This window comes from Idiomarina sp., assembly GCF_048265525.1.
GTDB lineage: Bacteria > Pseudomonadota > Gammaproteobacteria > Enterobacterales > Alteromonadaceae > Idiomarina.
Genome location: NZ_JBLXBI010000003.1, coordinates 305,851 through 318,798 on the forward strand (window position 1 = coordinate 305,851; position 12,948 = coordinate 318,798).

Sequence of the window (12,948 nt, forward strand, 5' to 3'; positions counted from 1 at the left end):
CGTACGCTTGTTAACCAACGCGGGTACCGCTGAGCATTGCCCAGTCGCCGTCTATAGTCGGGGTATCGAATTTTATGTGCGGTTGGTAAGCCTCAATAACCCCTTCTATTTGCCGTTCCAGTATACCGGATAAAACCAGTTGTCCGCCGGGGGAAACGAAGCCGAGTATGGTATCGGCTAGCTCTCGTAAAGGGCCGGCGAGGACATTGGCAAGTACCAAGTCCACCTGGGTTTTAGGTTGTTGGCTGGGTAGATAAAGGCTAAATTTATCGCCCACCTTATTACGCTCAGCGTTATCTTTGGTCGCAATCAGCGCCTGTTGGTCAATATCAATGCCAACTACGTGTTCTGCTTTAAATAGTAATGCGGCAATGCCTAATATCCCTGAGCCACAACCGAAATCCACTACGGTTTTGCCGGTTGGTGGGTTGGCGTCTATCCAGCGCAGACACATAGCGGTTGTTGGGTGTGTTCCGGTACCAAAAGCCATGCCGGGGTCGAGCAAAATATTAACGGCTTCAGGTTTTGGTATCTCCCGCCAGCTGGGGCAAATCCATAAATTCTCGCCAAACTGAATAGGATGAAAGTTATCCATCCATTCGCGTTCCCAGTCTTTGTCTTCCAGTGCATCGACTTTGTACTGCAAGTCGCTGCCGAAAATGTTGGACTGTTTCAGGTTAGCAATAATGGCTTTGATGTCCGCGTCGGCGTCAAATAAGCCGGTGGCTAGAGTGTGTTCCCACAATATAACGTCGCCGGGGCGGGGTTCAAAAATGGGCGTGTCGGCGCCGTCGCGGTAAGTTACCGCCTGAGCGCCGTTGGCCATGAGCATGTCACCCACTTGGGGCGCATGCTCTTCACTACAGGAAAGGGTTAGTTGTATCCAGGGCATTAATTAATGCCCGCCTATACCAAGTTTTTTCTCAAGGTAGTGAATATTGGTGCCACCGTGCTGGAAGTTTTCATCTGCCATAATCGACTTTTGCAGAGGAATATTGGTTTTAATGTCTTCGATGATCAATTCATTTAAGGCATTACGCATACGGGCAATAGCAATATCACGGTTTTCGCCGTAAGTAATAAGCTTACCTATCATTGAGTCATAGTTCGGCGGTACTTTGTAATCCGCGTAAACGTGTGAGTCCCAACGCACACCAAAGCCACCAGGAGAGTGGAAACGGGTAATAGTGCCCGGCGACGGTGTAAAGGTTTCAGGGTCTTCGGCGTTAATCCGGCATTCAATTGCATGACCGCGAATGACAATATCTTCCTGGCTGACCGAAAGCTGACGACCAGCTGCAATGCGCAACTGCTCTTTAATCAAGTCGATACCTGTGACCATCTCGGTAACCGGATGCTCAACTTGAATACGGGTGTTCATTTCAATGAAATAGAATTCGCCATTTTCGTACAGGAATTCAAATGTACCGGCTCCACGGTAGCCCAGCTCTACACAAGCTTTGGCACAACGCTCACCAATAAATTTACGCATTTCAGGGGTAATGCCCGGCGCAGGTGCCTCTTCAACCACTTTCTGGTGACGACGCTGCATCGAGCAGTCACGTTCACCTAAATGAATGGCATTGCCTTGTCCGTCGGCCAGAACCTGAATTTCCACATGGCGAGGGTTTTCAAGGAATTTTTCCATATAAACAACAGGGTTGCCGAAGGCTGCGCGAGCTTCGTTCTGAGTCATAGTGATAGAGCTGAGTAATTCGCTCTCTTCGCGTACAACCCGCATACCACGGCCACCACCGCCGCCTGCTGCTTTAATAATAATTGGGTAACCAATGCGCTTAGCAAGTTTCTTATTACGCTCGTCGTCGTCATCCAGAGGGCCATCTGACCCCGGAACGCAAGGAACACCGGTTTTCTTCATCGCTTTAATAGCTGACACTTTGTCGCCCATAAGACGGATAAGATCCGGCGTTGGTCCAACAAAAATGAAACCGGACTGCTCAACTTGTTCAGCAAAATCGGCGTTTTCGGCCAGAAAGCCGTAACCCGGGTGAATAGCTGCTGCATCCGTAATTTCAGCTGCGCTGATAATACGGGGAATATTCAGGTAACTCTCGTTCGCTGGCGCTTTACCTATGCAAATTGCTTCGTCTGCAAGTAAAACGTGTTTAAGGTTTCTATCAACCGTTGAATGAACTGCCACTGTCTTAATGCCGAGCTCTTTACAGGCTCGCAGTATGCGCAGTGCAATTTCGCCACGGTTGGCAATGACCACTTTATCTAACATGACAAATACCTGCGGTTACTTTATTCGATGATAAACAGTGGCTGATCAAATTCAACCGGCTCTTCGTTATCTACTAAAATCTGTTTAACGACACCGGATTTGTCTGCTTCAATCTGGTTCATCATTTTCATTGCTTCAATAATGCACAGTGTTTCACCGGCATTAACGCGAGAGCCAACAGTAACGAAAGGCTTTGCATCAGGCGATGGAGCTTCGTAGAAGGTTCCAACCATAGGAGAGCGAACAACGTGGCCGCTAATTTCTTCACTGGCTGGTTCAGCCGCCGGTTGGTTTGCCGGAGCAGACTGTGGGGCTTGTTGAGGCGCTTGCTGCGGTTGTGGCGCGTATTGCATCGGTGCAGGCTGCGCACTGTAACGATTAATCCGAACTGACTCTTCGCCCTCGGTAATTTCCAGTTCTGCTACGCCAGATTCTTCAACGAGCTCGATCAGTTTCTTAATTTTTCGGATATCCATGCTAACGTCTACCTTTAGTTATCTGTGTTGTTCAATGTTGTTAAAGCTGCTTGTAAAGCGTATTCATAACCACGGGCGCCAAGCCCGCAGATAACGCCGTCAGCTACGTCCGCTAAATACGAATGGTGGCGGAAGCTCTCACGGCGATAAATATTGGAAAGGTGCACTTCAATGAAAGGGATTTTCACAGCCAATAACGCATCGCGTAATGCCACACTGGTGTGTGCGTAGGCTGCCGGGTTAATCACAATATAATCTACAGAGTCTTTGGCGGCTTGCTGAATCCAGTCAATTAACTGGTGTTCAGCGTTGGACTGACGGAAATCTAATGCTGTTGCGTGTTGTTTAGCAATGGCTCCCAGCGAATCAGCGATATCATCCAGGCTTTGCTTACCATAAAGCTCTGGTTCACGCTGCCCCAGTAAATTTAGATTCGGGCCATTGAGCACTAATATTTTAAAACGTTCTGCCATTGTGCCGCCATTTGCTGTGAAGTTACGAAAACTATTAAAAGTGACCACAACTTTCAGTTTGGGTTCCTATAACAACAGTATTATAGGGGAAAAAAGCAAGATTGCAGCACTTTACTGGTCTTATCAGCGCATTTAGGCACAAGTTTACTCGGAAACTATCTTTTCCAGATGCTTTTCGAAATCTTCAGCGTTCATATAACCGGTAACCCGGTATTCAGAGCGTTCGTTGCCTTTCGGGTCAAAGAACAGAATAGTGGGCAGGCCCAGCACCTTGTAGCGACTCAGAATCTCAACGTCTTGCGCATTATTGCGGGTAACATCGGCCTGAATGAGTTTTAACTCCTGAAACTGCGCCTGAACCTGTTCATCTGAAAAGGTGTACTGCTCGAATTCTTTGCAGGCCACGCACCAGTCAGCATAAAGGTCTAGCATTACCCAGCGGTCACTCTTTGCTATTTGTTGCTGTATGTCGCTTACATTACTAACAACAGTAAAAAGGCCGTGACTTTTTTGCTCCAATTGCGCTTTATTAACCTGCCAGTAACTGCCTGTAGTAGCTGCCGCGGCCAGAAATACAATAGTGATAACTTTTGTGGTGGTGCGAAGCGGCTGGCTTATCGAAACAGCCAGAGATACGGCGGCGAGAATAAAGTAAAAAATCCATAGCCACATACTGATACTGGTCGGAATAAGGCGCTCAATTAAGAATAAGGTAACTGCCAATAACAGCCAACCGAAGAACTGCTTAACCACGTTCATCCACGCGCCGGCTTTGGGCAGAAGCTTGCCGCCACTTAAGCCGAATAAAATAAGTGGCACGCCCATACCCAGGCTTAATGCGTAAAGAATAGCGGCGCCGCTTACTATATCGCCCGATTGCGCAATAAAGAGTAAGGCTCCTGACAAGGGGGCTGTGGTACAGGGCGATGCTACCAGGCCGGAAATAGCGCCGATAATAAAGACGCCAACGACATTGCCACCGCTTTGCTGCCCGCTAAGGCTTTGCAGTTTCGACTGCCAGCTGATGGGTAGCTGCAACGTATAAGCCCCGAACATACTTAAAGCAAAAAGTGCGAACAATGCTGCCAGAACAATTAACACCACCGGATGCTGAAAGTAAGCCTGATACTGCATACCCGCCGATGCCACAACCAGACCTAATAAAGAATAGGTAATGGCCATACCCTGAACGTATATAAAGGAAAGCCAAAGTGTGTTTTTCCAGTTACGTTCACGGTTGCCCAACACTACGCCGGATAAAATGGGGTACATAGGAAACACGCAGGGGGTAAAAGCTAAGCCAATACCCAAAGCAAAAAAGAGTAACAGTGTAATGATTAAATGTTGTTCACCTATACCGAACAGGCTGCTGTCGGTGTTTGGCGGTGCGGTGGTGGAGCCTGAGCCAGTCTCACTAGTACTGGAGAGTTTGATCTGCTTTTCAGTGGGCGGGTAACATAACCCCGCATCTGCGCAGCCTTGATACTGAACGGTAATGGTGTTGCCGGAAAACTCCGGGTTAAGTGTAAAAGACCACTCAACGTAGTCGCGATACACAACCGATTCACCAAAAAACTCATCGCTGTGAGACTCGCCTTGCGGGAGTTCAGGGGCTGCTGCTAACGCATTTTCCGGAACCACCTTAAAGCGGTGTTGATACAAATAGTACTCGGGAGCTACAACCCAACTGACGGTCACTTTGTTGCCATTAACTTCGCTGTCGAAATCGAAAGCCTGATCTACCGACAAAAACTGATTGTCCTGCTGGAATGGATTCGATTGCACACTATGTGCTGGCGCAACGACGGCAAAAACCAGGGTTAAGGCTGCGAGACATGTGATGAATCTTTGTATCATTTAACTGAATCCTGTATCCACGTCAGGTAATCGGGTAAGCCATCTTCAATATTGATGCTTATTAATTCTGGGGAATCGTAAGGGTGAATCGCACTGATGGTACTTTTTATGTCACTGAAACGTTCCGCAGTCGATTTTATCAGCAAAAGCCACTCCTGGTCTTCATGCAATTCGCCCTGCCACGAATAAATTGAGGTTATATTAGGCACTATATTGACACAGGCCACGAGCTTTCTTTCGAGCAGAGAACGAGCCAGTTGTTTAGCCGAGTCAGAACTGTCTGTGGTGCATAAAATCAATTGTGGGTGCTGAGTCATAGAACCTCCCTATAGCGCCTGTCAGTTTTGCAAATTAGCATAAAAATTTTTGTGCTTCCCCCTTGATAACAAAAATTCATCCCCCATTTAATGTGCACACACATATTTATCCGCCCCTTAGGGGTATTAACCACTAACAACAATAGGTTGAGGAGTTATCAACAATGAAACTTCGTCCTTTACACGATCGAGTCATTATTAAGCGCACCGAAGTCGAAGCGAAATCGGCTGGCGGCATTGTTCTGACTGGTTCTGCGGCAGAAAAATCTACTCGCGGTGAAATCGTAGCAGTAGGCAAAGGCCGCATTCTGGATAACGGTGAGGTACGTGCACTAGACGTAAAAGCTGGTGACAAAGTGCTGTTCAATGAAGGCTACGGTGTTAAAACCGAGAAAATTGACGGTGAAGAGTACTTAATCATGAGTGAAAGCGACATTCTGGCTGTTGAAGAATAAGACGTCAGAAACGCTTACTAGCACAACCGACTAAACGAATTTAAGAGGAAAGCAAAAATGGCAGCTAAAGAAGTCAAGTTTGGTAACACAGCGCGTCAAAAAATGCTGAAAGGCGTTAATATTCTTGCCGATTCAGTAAAAGTGACTCTGGGTCCAAAAGGTCGCAACGTTGTATTAGACAAATCATTCGGTTCGCCAGTTATCACTAAAGACGGTGTTTCTGTTGCGAAAGAAATCGAGCTGGAAGACAAGTTCGAGAACATGGGCGCGCAGATGGTTAAAGAAGTCGCGTCTAAAGCAAATGACGAAGCGGGTGACGGTACAACAACCGCAACCGTTCTGGCTCAAGCCATTGTTAACGAAGGCTTGAAGTCAGTAGCCGCGGGCATGAACCCGATGGATCTTAAGCGCGGTATCGACAAAGCGGTTATCGCTGCAGTTGAAGAGCTGAAGAAAATTTCTCAGCCTTGTGCCGACAGCAAAGCCATTGCTCAGGTAGCAACTATTTCTGCAAACGCTGATCACACTATTGGCGAAATCATTGCTCAGGCAATGGACAAAGTAGGCCAGGAAGGTGTTATCACCGTTGAAGAAGGTCAGGCACTGACTGACGAGCTGGACGTTGTTGAAGGTATGCAGTTCGACCGTGGTTACTTGTCTCCTTACTTCATTAACAATCAGGAAAGCGGTTCGGTTGAATTAGACAACCCGTTCATTCTTCTGATTGATAAGAAAATCTCTAATATCCGCGAGTTACTGCCGGTATTAGAAGGTGTTTCTAAAGCCGGTAAACCTCTGCTGATTATTGCTGAAGACGTTGAAGGCGAAGCGCTGGCAACTCTGGTTGTAAACAATATGCGTGGCATCGTTAAAGTTGCTGCGGTTAAAGCACCAGGCTTTGGCGACCGTCGTAAAGCGATGCTGCAGGACATTGCTGTTCTGACTGGCGGTACTGTGGTTTCTGAAGAAATCGGTATGGAGCTGGAAAAAACTCAGCTGGAAGACTTAGGTACTGCGAAACGCGTTGTTATTACTAAAGACAACACAACAGTTGTTGACGGTAATGGCGACGATACCGCTATCGACGGTCGCGTTAACCAAATCAAGCAGCAGATGGAAGACACGACGTCTGACTACGACCGTGAAAAACTGCAAGAGCGTCTGGCTAAGTTAGCTGGCGGTGTTGCGGTAATTAAAGTCGGCGCTGCTACTGAAATGGAAATGAAAGAGAAAAAAGCGCGCGTTGAAGATGCGTTGCATGCAACTCGTGCAGCTGTTGAAGAAGGCGTGGTACCTGGTGGTGGTGTTGCTCTGGTTCGCGCTGCGAGCAAACTGGCAGAACTGCGTGGTGACAACGAAGAACAGAACGTTGGTATTCGTTTAGCCTTGCGTGCGATGGAAGCTCCTTTGCGTCAAATCGCGATGAACGCTGGCGCCGAAGGCTCAGTGGTTGCTAACAACGTGCGTGCTGGCGAAGGTAACTATGGTTACAACGCAGGTAATGACACTTACGGCGATATGCTGGAAATGGGTATTCTGGATCCAACCAAAGTCACCCGTTCGGCACTTCAGTTCGCAGCATCTGTGGGCGCACTGATGATCACAACCGAAGCAATGATTGCTGACATTCCACAAGATGACAACGCTGGCGGTATGCCTGGTGGCGACATGGGTGGAATGGGCGGTATGGGCGGCATGATGTAAGCCTCCCAACGCACTTTCTAAGAGGGGAGCCTTTATGGCTCCCCTTTTTTTATGGAATTTTTTTCATTATTTGTGTTCTAACATCAGGATGACATCCTTGGCGATTGTATGGGAGGAAGATAGCATGCGTGTTCAAGGTATAGTGGGAACGGCTTTATTAGCCTTTAGCTTTACAGCATTAGCTGGTACGGCTGAGGTTTCCTGGAAAGATGTTGATAGTTACACAGATATTCATCCGGCTGACGGTTCAAGAGAGCGTTATGAACAAAAGGTGATGGATAAGCTGACGGAGCATTTTCAGGAGTTGGCGGCAAAGCTTCCTGAAGATCAGAAGCTGGAAATTACCGTGACGGATGTTGATTTAACCGGTCGGCTGGAGCCGACATTTGGACGCTCGAGCTCTAATTACGTGCGTATTGTTCGGGAAATTGATTTCCCGCAAATGGAGTTTGATTATCGCTTAGTCGATAAATCGGGCGAGGCTATAAAAGAAGGCCAGGCTCACGTAAAAAACATGAGATTCAATTACGACAGCCTGGCATCGCGGGTGCGTCGGAACGACTTATATTTTGAAGAAGAAATGTTAACCCACTGGTTTGAAGAAACGCTTACTAGCCAGCCTGACGAATAGCTTTAAGACGAGCAAGAGTTTCGGTCATTAACTGTAATTGTTGTACCAGTAACTGCAACTGCTGCTCGTTTTCTTTGTCCTGCTGCCATTTTTCAAAGTTGGCAGCAATTTCATTAAGGTAGGGCTGAAAACGGTTACCTGTGCTTTCAAAGACAGTTTGCTCAGCGAAAACGCCCTGGAACTTGGCTTTGCCTTGTTGACGCAGGTCATCAAGGTACTGGTCTGCATCAATAACTTGACGATACAGTTGCTGAAGATGATCCTGTAGTTTGTTTTCTACACTTTCCAGGTTATCGCTCATAGTTTTTCCTCTTTTAATGTATTAGTGCCGTCCGGCATGATAGCTGTTTTACTGAGCTCGCCAGCTTCCTCTCTGACCAGACGAGGAACCAGAAACCCAGGTAATTCATGAGTCATTTTTTGCCACAAGGCTTGCGCCTTCTCGTCACTAACCGCGAAATGACTCGCGCCTTCAACTTTGTCCAGCTGGTGCAAATAGTAGGGCATAACCCGGGCACTAAATAACTTTTCACTAAGCTCAATAAGCGCGGCTAAATTGTCATTTACTCCGCTAAGTAAGACGCTCTGGTTCAGTAAATGGATACCCGCGTGATGCCAGTCATCGAGTGCCTCGGCTAACTCAGGAGAAATCTCATTTGCATGATTCGCATGAAGCACTAAAACGCTTCGCAAACGACTGTTGCTGAGCACTTCTTTAAGCTTATGCGTCAGGCGGGAGGGTATCACGACTGGCAACCGGCTATGAATACGTAAACGGGTGAGTTGGGGCAATAATTCAAATTCGTTGATCAAATCCTTAAGGCGGTTATCGTTCGCCATCAGAGGGTCGCCGCCACTCAGAATCACCTCATTAATTTCCGGGTGTTGCCGGATGTACTCCAGTGTCTCCGTTAGCTGGCGTTTACTGAAGGTTAATTCGTCGTAAGGAAAGTGACGCCGGAAGCAATAACGACAATTGACCGCACAGCCGCCTTGCAGTATCAACAATACTCGGCTTTTATACTTGTGCAGAAGACCATTTACGGGGCCTTGTTGCTCTTGCAGGGGGTCGGTGCTGTAACCGGGAGCCGAATCAAATTCGTTGTGTAAAGGAAGAACCTGACGTAATAATGGGTCGTTACTGTCCTGTACTTTCATTTGTGCAACAAAAGGCCTTGGCACTCGCATAGCAAAAAGCTTACGAGCTTTGATATCGTCACTAAATAATGCGGGATCGAGTTTGAGTGCACGTAGCAGTTCTTCTGGCTGGGTATAGGCTTGTTTCAGCTCGAACTGCCAGTCAGGACGATCATTTATAGAGATAGGATACGCTGGCTCAGGCACTACGCCTCCGCGACTGCTGCAAATACTCCATATTTTACCTGAAAAAAGTCGCTATTTGTTTTATTATTGCGCGCAAATGATCAGGCATTTACAAAGGAAAGTCTTGTTATGGCGAATTATAGTACGAGTGAATTTAAAGGTGGTTTAAAAATCATGCAGGACGGCGAGCCATGCTCGATCGTTGAAAATGAAATGGTTAAGCCGGGTAAAGGTCAGGCTTTTAACCGCGTTAAAATTCGCAAATTAATCAGCGGGAAAGTTGTCGAAAAAACCTTCAAGTCGGGCGAATCCGTTGAAGGCGCTGATGTTATTGAGTTGGAACTGTCTTATCTTTATAACGATGGTGAGTTCTGGCACTTCATGAATAACGAAACCTTTGAGCAAGTTCCGGCAGACGCCAAAGCTGTTGCCGATGCTGAGAAATGGTTAGTCGAGCAGGATGTTTGTACTCTGACCCTATGGGAAGGGAAGCCGATTAATGTTCAGCCGCCAAACTTTGTTGAATTGGAAATTACTGAAACTGACCCTGGGCTTAAAGGTGATACCGCCGGTACTGGTGGTAAACCTGCCACGCTGAGTACAGGTGCGGTTGTTCGTGTTCCGTTATTCGTACAAATTGGCGAAGTGATCAAAGTTGATACTCGCTCGGGCGAATACGTTTCCCGCGTTCAAAAGTAAATAGATATGACGATAGACTGGCGGCCAGCAGCAGATTGGTCAGTGCTTGTTAAACGCGCTGATTTCATGCGGCAAGTCCGCCAGTTTTTTTATGAAAGAAAGGTAACCGAAGTCGATACGCATTTGTTGTCTCAGTTTGGGGTAACAGATTGCCATCTGAATAATCTCACCACGGAATTCAAGTACCCACTAGCTTCAGGAAATAGAACACTCTATTTGCAAACCTCTCCCGAATACGCAATGAAGCGAATTCTTGCAGCTTATGGAAAAGATATTTATCAATTGAGCCATGTGGTTCGCGACGACGAAATAGGACGCTTTCATAATCCTGAATTTACTTTACTTGAGTGGTATCGGGTGGGATACAACGATATTCAGCTAATTGCAGAGGTTTCAGAACTGCTGACTGAAATGTGTGATGCACCAGAAACGAAAGTCATCAGTTATCAGCAGTGTTTTATTGATTACCTGGGCGAAGACCCTTTGACGGCTTCCGGTGTTGAAAGCATCAGACAGCGGCTTATTGAACAACCCGCTTTAACGGACTGGATGTCCGAAGAAGCCGACGAAAATACAATTCTTCAAGTCGCCTTTTCGGAATTAATAGAAGGCCAGTTTCCTGAGGAGGTACCTGTTTGCATCACCGAGTTTCCAAAGTCGCAAGCTGCTTTAGCCAAAATTGACCAGCATAATCCACGTGTCTCCAGACGATTTGAGTTTTATTATCAGGGAGTGGAATTGGCCAATGGTTATAATGAGCTTGCTGATCCAGCAGAGCAACGCCTGCGCTTTGACCAGGATAACCAACGACGTAAACAGCTGAATTTGCCCACACAACCCGAAGATATTCGCTTATTGGCGGCGTTAGAGTCGGGATTCCCCGCGTGTTCCGGCGTAGCACTAGGGTTCGATCGGCTGCTAATGATTGCCTGTGGGGCGAAATCAATAACCGAAGTGCTGCCTTTTTCTATCCAAACTGCTTGATCAGAACTACCTGAGAAAACAATTTTTTCTGATCTCCCTTGGCTATTCTTTTCGTATGTTATAATATTACAGCTTAGGTTTATGCAGAAGGTAGTTTCTAGTATGTCAGCAACAGCATCCAAAAATTTGGATAAAGCAGGAATTTGGGTCACCACTTTGTGTGCGATTCATTGCTTATTGTTGCCTGTTATTCTGCCGTTGTTAGCTATGGCCGGTCTGGCTTTTATCGGTGAAGATTTACTGGAAAATGCTATTTTAGGCCTTAGCGTCGTTATTGGGCTTCTATCTCTTATTAGCGGAGCTCGAAAGCACGGCCAATGGCACCTGTTGTCATTATTGCTGTTAGGCGCATTTATCTACTCCCAACGCGATATTCTGGGGCATTGGGGGGAACCTGTCATTATTCTATTTGGTGCCGGCCTCATTATTTATGCCCATGTCTCGAATCTTCGCTTAAGCCGTAAGCTTAATTTTGCCCCAGTGGCGGAAGAGCCCGTTCAAGGCTAACTCTTCCTTTCCAGAACAACGCCCGTTTCAATGTGGCCTGTGTAGGGAAACTGATCGAACATTGCAGCTGCAGTAACTTTATGACTACTGGATAAATCATGAATGTTCTCTGTCAAAGTTTCTGGGTTACAGGAAATATAAATTATCCTTTGATACTGAGACACCAACTTTAATGTGTCTTTATCTAAACCTGCTCTGGGTGGATCAACCAATACGGTTTTACAATCAAAACTATGAATCTCGGCATCAGTAGCTCGTTTAGATTCCAGTTCACCACTTAAAGCTGCGCTAAACTCTTCGGCAGACATACGAACAACGGTGACATTTTGAATGTTGTTCAATTCTGCGTTCTCGCGAGCCGCCGCAACAGAACTTTTGCTAATTTCAGTAGCTAAAACACGATTAAAGTTCTCAGCCAGCGGTAAGGTAAAATTGCCGTTGCCGCAATAAAGCTCTAGTAAGTCATGCGAATTGTTGCCAGCGTGGCGTTTAGCCCAACTGATCATTTGCTGATTAATAATGGCATTTGGCTGAGTGAAGCTGTTCTCGGTTTGTAGAGACAGATAGCTTTTGCCTTCAACCTTAACTTCTTCAGTGACGCTTTCTTTATATAACACGCGTTTTTGCTTACGAGCTCTTCCTATAACCTCAACCTTAGCTATAGAAGTCAGCGCCTCGCGAAGTTGAATGGCTTCCTGTTCCCATTCGTCATCTAAAGGCCGATGGTAGAGTAAAGAGATAATGGCTTCACCGGTGGTGGTAGTCAGGAAATCCACTTGAAACAGTTTGCGACGTAAAACATCATTCGGTTTTAATAAACTAATAAGCTCTTTCATTAGTTCATTAATAAGTAGGCTCCCTGGTATGAATTCATCCATGCGGATTTTTTCACGTGTCTCAGGGTTAAACATAATGTAGTACAAGTCGTCGCCTTCGTGCCAAACCCGAAACTCAGCACGCATTCGGTAGTGACTGGCGGGCGATTCAAACACTTCCACTTCATTAATGTGAAAAGGACGAAACATCTCTCTAACCCGGTCTGCCTTCTGTGCGAGTTGTTGTGGGTATTCAGATGTATCGATTCGTTTGTAAGTCATTATGAAGTTACGCCATATTTGCCAGTAATTAGTCAGGCTTCTATTTTACGCATCAATGCCTTTATGTGCCAACGCCCTTTATTCATGTTGGATTTGATCACATTTGCTGAAACTTTACGCAGTCAGTAAAGAAACAGTTAGAAAGGTGCTAAAAGCGCTTGACGGGACGAGTTAAATCTC

Annotated in this window: 15 protein-coding genes; 6 read left to right on the forward strand and 9 right to left on the reverse strand. The window is 46.5% G+C overall.

Annotated elements, in window-relative coordinates; genetic code table 11:
* Positions 1 to 10: 10 nt before the first annotated feature.
* The 6 genes from prmA to cutA all read right to left on the reverse strand — a co-directional run bounded on the left by prmA (position 11) and on the right by cutA (position 5,368).
* Positions 11 to 892: a 50S ribosomal protein L11 methyltransferase gene (gene prmA, locus ACN0TF_RS09055; protein ID WP_417441660.1), complete on the reverse strand. Its 882-nt coding sequence runs from the start codon at positions 890 to 892 to the stop codon at positions 11 to 13.
* 3 nt (positions 893 to 895) lie between these two features.
* Complete coding sequence (gene accC, locus ACN0TF_RS09060; protein WP_417441661.1) at positions 896 to 2,245, reverse strand: acetyl-CoA carboxylase biotin carboxylase subunit; 1,350 nt, start codon at positions 2,243 to 2,245, stop codon at positions 896 to 898.
* Between the two features lie 20 nt (positions 2,246 to 2,265).
* Positions 2,266 to 2,721: an acetyl-CoA carboxylase biotin carboxyl carrier protein gene (accB, locus tag ACN0TF_RS09065; RefSeq protein ID WP_317497547.1), complete on the reverse strand. Its 456-nt coding sequence runs from the start codon at positions 2,719 to 2,721 to the stop codon at positions 2,266 to 2,268.
* 14 nt (positions 2,722 to 2,735) lie between these two features.
* On the reverse strand, positions 2,736 to 3,194 hold the full coding sequence (gene aroQ / locus ACN0TF_RS09070; RefSeq protein ID WP_011235510.1) for a type II 3-dehydroquinate dehydratase: 459 nt from the start codon (positions 3,192 to 3,194) through the stop codon (positions 2,736 to 2,738).
* Between the two features lie 144 nt (positions 3,195 to 3,338).
* Complete coding sequence (locus ACN0TF_RS09075; RefSeq protein WP_417441662.1) at positions 3,339 to 5,051, reverse strand: protein-disulfide reductase DsbD; 1,713 nt, start codon at positions 5,049 to 5,051, stop codon at positions 3,339 to 3,341.
* Positions 5,048 to 5,368, reverse strand: a complete 321-nt coding sequence (gene cutA, locus ACN0TF_RS09080; protein WP_417441663.1) for a divalent-cation tolerance protein CutA — start codon at positions 5,366 to 5,368, stop codon at positions 5,048 to 5,050. The genes ACN0TF_RS09075 and cutA overlap by 4 nt, the downstream gene beginning before the upstream one ends.
* A gap of 164 nt (positions 5,369 to 5,532) precedes the next feature.
* On the opposite strand from cutA, the gene ACN0TF_RS09085 reads away from it, so the two are divergent.
* The 3 genes from ACN0TF_RS09085 to ACN0TF_RS09095 all read left to right on the forward strand — a co-directional run bounded on the left by ACN0TF_RS09085 (position 5,533) and on the right by ACN0TF_RS09095 (position 8,158).
* Positions 5,533 to 5,823 carry a co-chaperone GroES gene (locus ACN0TF_RS09085; protein ID WP_011235507.1) on the forward strand — a complete coding sequence of 97 codons (291 nt, stop codon included), beginning with the start codon at positions 5,533 to 5,535 and terminating at the stop codon, positions 5,821 to 5,823.
* A 57-nt stretch (positions 5,824 to 5,880) separates the two neighbouring features.
* Complete coding sequence (gene groL, locus ACN0TF_RS09090) at positions 5,881 to 7,527, forward strand: chaperonin GroEL (protein ID WP_417439045.1); 1,647 nt, start codon at positions 5,881 to 5,883, stop codon at positions 7,525 to 7,527.
* Between the two features lie 124 nt (positions 7,528 to 7,651).
* On the forward strand, positions 7,652 to 8,158 hold the full coding sequence (locus ACN0TF_RS09095) for a DUF3016 domain-containing protein (protein WP_417441664.1): 507 nt from the start codon (positions 7,652 to 7,654) through the stop codon (positions 8,156 to 8,158).
* Here ACN0TF_RS09095 and ACN0TF_RS09100 read toward each other — a convergent pair.
* Both ACN0TF_RS09100 and epmB read right to left on the reverse strand, forming a co-directional pair.
* Positions 8,139 to 8,459 carry a hypothetical protein gene (locus ACN0TF_RS09100; protein WP_417439047.1) on the reverse strand — a complete coding sequence of 107 codons (321 nt, stop codon included), beginning with the start codon at positions 8,457 to 8,459 and terminating at the stop codon, positions 8,139 to 8,141. The genes ACN0TF_RS09095 and ACN0TF_RS09100 overlap by 20 nt on opposite strands.
* Entirely contained in the window at positions 8,456 to 9,502 is a 1,047-nt protein-coding gene (epmB, locus tag ACN0TF_RS09105) for an EF-P beta-lysylation protein EpmB (RefSeq protein ID WP_417441665.1), read from the reverse strand. Before epmB ends, ACN0TF_RS09100 begins: the two co-directional genes overlap by 4 nt.
* A 108-nt stretch (positions 9,503 to 9,610) precedes the next feature.
* Between epmB and efp the strand changes: the two genes are divergently transcribed.
* The 3 genes from efp (at position 9,611) to ACN0TF_RS09120 (ending at position 11,671) form a co-directional block, all read left to right on the forward strand.
* Complete coding sequence (gene efp, locus ACN0TF_RS09110) at positions 9,611 to 10,180, forward strand: elongation factor P (RefSeq protein WP_253618093.1); 570 nt, start codon at positions 9,611 to 9,613, stop codon at positions 10,178 to 10,180.
* A gap of 6 nt (positions 10,181 to 10,186) precedes the next feature.
* A complete protein-coding gene (epmA, locus tag ACN0TF_RS09115) occupies positions 10,187 to 11,164 on the forward strand; it encodes an EF-P lysine aminoacylase EpmA (protein WP_417441666.1) in 978 nt (325 codons plus the stop codon).
* Between the two features lie 102 nt (positions 11,165 to 11,266).
* Positions 11,267 to 11,671, forward strand: coding sequence for a MerC domain-containing protein (locus tag ACN0TF_RS09120; protein ID WP_417441667.1), 405 nt, complete (start codon positions 11,267 to 11,269; stop codon positions 11,669 to 11,671).
* On the opposite strand, the gene trmA is transcribed toward ACN0TF_RS09120, so the two are convergent.
* The gene (gene trmA / locus ACN0TF_RS09125; protein ID WP_417441668.1) at positions 11,668 to 12,768 is read right to left on the reverse strand and encodes a tRNA (uridine(54)-C5)-methyltransferase TrmA; all 1,101 of its coding nucleotides are present in this window, start codon (positions 12,766 to 12,768) and stop codon (positions 11,668 to 11,670) included. The two genes, ACN0TF_RS09120 and trmA, sit on opposite strands and share 4 nt — an antisense overlap.
* Positions 12,769 to 12,948 lie beyond the last annotated feature (180 nt).

Coding starts and splice junctions, on each gene's coding strand:
- accC (WP_417441661.1), bottom strand. CDS start 2,245: ATGTTAGATAAAGTGGTCATTGCCAACCGTGGCGAAATTGCACTGCGC.
- ACN0TF_RS09095 (WP_417441664.1), top strand. CDS start 7,652: ATGCGTGTTCAAGGTATAGTGGGAACGGCTTTATTAGCCTTTAGCTTT.
- epmA (WP_417441666.1), top strand. CDS start 10,187: ATGACGATAGACTGGCGGCCAGCAGCAGATTGGTCAGTGCTTGTTAAA.
- ACN0TF_RS09100 (WP_417439047.1), bottom strand. CDS start 8,459: ATGAGCGATAACCTGGAAAGTGTAGAAAACAAACTACAGGATCATCTT.
- accB (WP_317497547.1), bottom strand. CDS start 2,721: ATGGATATCCGAAAAATTAAGAAACTGATCGAGCTCGTTGAAGAATCT.
- groL (WP_417439045.1), top strand. CDS start 5,881: ATGGCAGCTAAAGAAGTCAAGTTTGGTAACACAGCGCGTCAAAAAATG.
- ACN0TF_RS09085 (WP_011235507.1), top strand. CDS start 5,533: ATGAAACTTCGTCCTTTACACGATCGAGTCATTATTAAGCGCACCGAA.
- ACN0TF_RS09075 (WP_417441662.1), bottom strand. CDS start 5,051: ATGATACAAAGATTCATCACATGTCTCGCAGCCTTAACCCTGGTTTTT.
- efp (WP_253618093.1), top strand. CDS start 9,611: ATGGCGAATTATAGTACGAGTGAATTTAAAGGTGGTTTAAAAATCATG.
- prmA (WP_417441660.1), bottom strand. CDS start 892: ATGCCCTGGATACAACTAACCCTTTCCTGTAGTGAAGAGCATGCGCCC.
- aroQ (WP_011235510.1), bottom strand. CDS start 3,194: ATGGCAGAACGTTTTAAAATATTAGTGCTCAATGGCCCGAATCTAAAT.
- trmA (WP_417441668.1), bottom strand. CDS start 12,768: ATGACTTACAAACGAATCGATACATCTGAATACCCACAACAACTCGCA.
- cutA (WP_417441663.1), bottom strand. CDS start 5,368: ATGACTCAGCACCCACAATTGATTTTATGCACCACAGACAGTTCTGAC.
- ACN0TF_RS09120 (WP_417441667.1), top strand. CDS start 11,267: ATGTCAGCAACAGCATCCAAAAATTTGGATAAAGCAGGAATTTGGGTC.